This is a genomic window from Rhizobium atlanticum (assembly GCF_030182485.1).
Taxonomy (GTDB): Bacteria; Pseudomonadota; Alphaproteobacteria; order Rhizobiales; family Rhizobiaceae; genus Rhizobium.
Window position 1 is genome coordinate 1 of the sequence record NZ_JAQJCJ010000068.1, and the last position, 2,932, is coordinate 2,932.

The 2,932-nt window shown below is 57.0% G+C and carries 5 protein-coding genes and 1 pseudogene; all 6 read left to right on the forward strand.

Features of this window, described 5'->3' with window-relative positions; genetic code table 11:
- Nucleotides 1-205, forward strand: a 205-nt coding sequence (locus PH551_RS32635; protein ID WP_281420129.1) for a nitrogenase component 1, incomplete at its 5' end; no start/stop codon positions are given.
- A gap of 58 nt (nt 206-263) precedes the next feature.
- A pseudogene (locus PH551_RS32640) lies at nt 264-566 on the forward strand (nitrogenase component 1); the annotation flags it as partial.
- A 33-nt stretch (nt 567-599) separates the two neighbouring features.
- Nucleotides 600-1,088: a NifX-associated nitrogen fixation protein gene (locus PH551_RS32645; protein ID WP_004679071.1), complete on the forward strand. Its 489-nt coding sequence runs from the start codon at nt 600-602 to the stop codon at nt 1,086-1,088.
- 24 nt (nt 1,089-1,112) lie between these two features.
- Nucleotides 1,113-1,316 carry a CCE_0567 family metalloprotein gene (locus PH551_RS32650; RefSeq protein ID WP_009991124.1) on the forward strand — a complete coding sequence of 68 codons (204 nt, stop codon included), beginning with the start codon at nt 1,113-1,115 and terminating at the stop codon, nt 1,314-1,316.
- Nucleotides 1,313-1,630 carry a ferredoxin III, nif-specific gene (fdxB, locus tag PH551_RS32655; RefSeq protein ID WP_004677870.1) on the forward strand — a complete coding sequence of 106 codons (318 nt, stop codon included), beginning with the start codon at nt 1,313-1,315 and terminating at the stop codon, nt 1,628-1,630. Before PH551_RS32650 ends, fdxB begins: the two co-directional genes overlap by 4 nt.
- Nucleotides 1,631-2,504: 874 nt before the next feature.
- The coding region (locus PH551_RS32660; protein WP_285196395.1) for a phasin at nt 2,505-2,932 on the forward strand (428 nt) is incomplete at its 3' end.

Sequence of the window (2,932 nt, forward strand, 5' to 3'; positions counted from 1 at the left end):
GTATCTCGAGCGCGACACCGGCACCCCATTGATCCGGCTGACCTTTCCGATATTCGACCGGCACCATCACCACCGTTTCCCGCTCATGGGCTACCAAGGCGGCCTGCGCGTCCTGACGACGATCCTCGACAAGATCTTCGACAAGCTCGATCGCGAGACGAGCGAGCCGGGTGTGACGGACTATTCTTACGACCTGACCCGCTAGGAGCGGCGGCGGTCGGCCTTGTGAGGCCGGCCGCCTTCATCTGAACTTGGAGACCGCAATGCCCTTGCTCAATGCTAAAGTCCAGGATGTCTTCGACGAGCCTGCCTGCGAGAAGAACCGCAGCAAGGATTCCAAGGCGCGCAAAAACGGCTGTTCGAAGCCGCTGATCCCCGGGGCGGCAGCCGGCGGATGCGCTTTCGATGGCGCCAAGATCGTGCTGCAGCCGATCACCGACGTCGCGCACCTGATCCATGGGCCTCTCGGCTGTGAGGGCAATTCCTGGGACAATCGCGGATCGGCTTCCTCAGGTCCAACGCTCTGGCGCACGAGCTTCACGGCGCTGACCGAAGCAGGCGCCATTGAAAAGAAGCCTTTCGATGAGGAGGACTAAGAAATGGGTACATTGACAGGAAGTACGAATGGCCCTGCTGTCAACGAAGATGGGGATCTCGCCACCCCTTTTCTCAGATGCCTGATAAGGCTCATCCGCGCTCAGGATGCCCATGGGGCGTGGGAAGGCAAATCGGACGCTGACCTGCTGGCCGACTTCATCCTCACCAAGGAGCAGCGCCGTAAGATCCCGATCATAGGCGATCCGGATCCTGATGTGCTGTGGAGGCTACAGAATTTTTACAGTTGCGTGGGGCTTGTGATCGAAGAGTGCACAGGCCTGTTGGCATCGCCGATCATGACGATCGGCCATGAGGGCTTCGGCCGCTTGCTTTTCACGACTGGACGGTTGGTCGTTCTGTCGAAGACCCTGCGCGATGTCCACCGGTTCGGCTTTGAGACGCTAGGCAAGCTCGCCGAGACCGGCACGAAAATGGTCGATGACGCTATTGAAGTTATCGAAACCTATCCCGACGTGGCGCGGGCATCATGAAATCAATTTTCGAGGAAAGAGATCATGTCAGACATTGTGGAGCAGCTGAAGAAGGTCCGCAAGCTGCAGTCCCGCGCCGCCGCTGCGAAGATGGAGTTGCACGATCTTGCCGAGGACCTTCCGATTAATTGGGCTAGAATCAAGACCATTGCAGGAGAGACGTTCGACGCCTTCGCCGAGTTGAACGCTGCGAAGGAAGAGCTCGCTGCATTGGAGAATTCACGATGACTGGCCCTTTCGTCACGCGCGACGGCTCCAGCTGGGTGCCGGAGTACCTGACCTGCATCGATGCTACAACCTGCATCGGCTGTGGCCGATGCTTCAAAGCCTGCTCTCGCGAAGTCATGCACCTCTATGGCGTCGGTGAAGCGGGTGAAATCCTCGGCATCTGCGACGACGAGGAGGAAGACTTCGATGGCGAGCTCAATCGTATGATCATGGTTGTCGATGAGGCCGGCCGCTGCATTGGTTGCGGCGCCTGCGCGCGCGTCTGCCCGAAGAACTGTCAGACCCATGTCGCGGCAGACAAGGTTACTGCGTGATCTCGCGAACAAGTCAACGCTGTTACCTTCAGATCGTTTGTTGTCTCCTGCTGCTCGTCGTCTGCGCAAACGAACGAACGTAGTTACTTCGTGTGGCATTCCATCCACAAAGTTAGCGCTGCGATGGTGGCTAGTTCGTCGCTTCTTTCAATAGGACTTTTTTAAAAGCGCGAAGTGGCGATCGCTGTCTCGTCGCCCTCGGCGATGAACTTATCCGGTTGCCAAGGCAGATGCCCCGCGATTGGATCGCCACAGATCGTGCCGTTCGTGTCCCATGCCTGATCCGCGGATGCGGCGGTTCTAATCAATGGCGGCCGGTGCAAAGAAGGCACTGCAATTGCACGCAATGTCTCGCGCAAGCTGACCGTCAAGGTAAGCACCAGTGCGCAGCTGACGGAGGCACTTGCGGCGAGGACCGCAACGCCACTTTCCACCCCGCAGGCTCAATACGATCCGACACAGGACGATCCTGAGCGCGGTTGAATTACATGCTAATTCCCTTGTCCCCAGCGCAACCGTCGACATTTCTCGCAAATGTCGGGCATCCGCCACTTTTGTCAGGTTTGTCGTGATTGGAACGTTTTGTTCGCCGGTCTCTCCGTCAAATACACATCAACCTGCCCTCAACCCGCCCATTGATAAAAGAAAATCATCTTCTTGGCGCGTCGGAGCAGTTGGCATGGTGTTTGCTGATCCCTGGTTACAAGCGGCAGAAAGCAGTCTGCATGATGCCGGTTCATGAAACGAACGGAACGGAGGCCACCTGACCGTTCGTCATCGGATCCGCGTTCTACCAAGCGGCCATGCATCCGCCGGCGGAAGGGTCAATCCCGATGTCACAGCTTGCAACCAACTCAAAGAGAAGGAAAATGCAATGACCAAGATTTCCGAAAGATCCTTTGAAACGATCGAAAACCCGGGGTCATCGTCGCTCAAGGTGCCAGATCAGTTCGGCGCATCTGTTGAAAAGGGGAACAAGAAGGTGACAGAGGCTCTTTTGAAACTTGCGTCCGGCGCTGAAGCGACACAGAAAATGCTGCCTCCGATCCTCGAAACGACAAGTCTATTCGGCAACGAATTGTGGTGGAAGACGATCGCTGCACTGCAGGCCGACGCCGAGGCCAGCTTCTCACATTTGCAAGCTTTGCTGGGCGCGAATTCGCCGTCGCAGATCCTCGAACAGCAGTCGACCTTTTTCCGCAAGCGCGTTGAGACAAGTTTGCAGCACGCCAAGGAAGTCCGGGTGCTCTCAAGCAGGGCGGTGGAGGAAATCTCAAAGCCGGTCAAGGATGCTTTTGACAA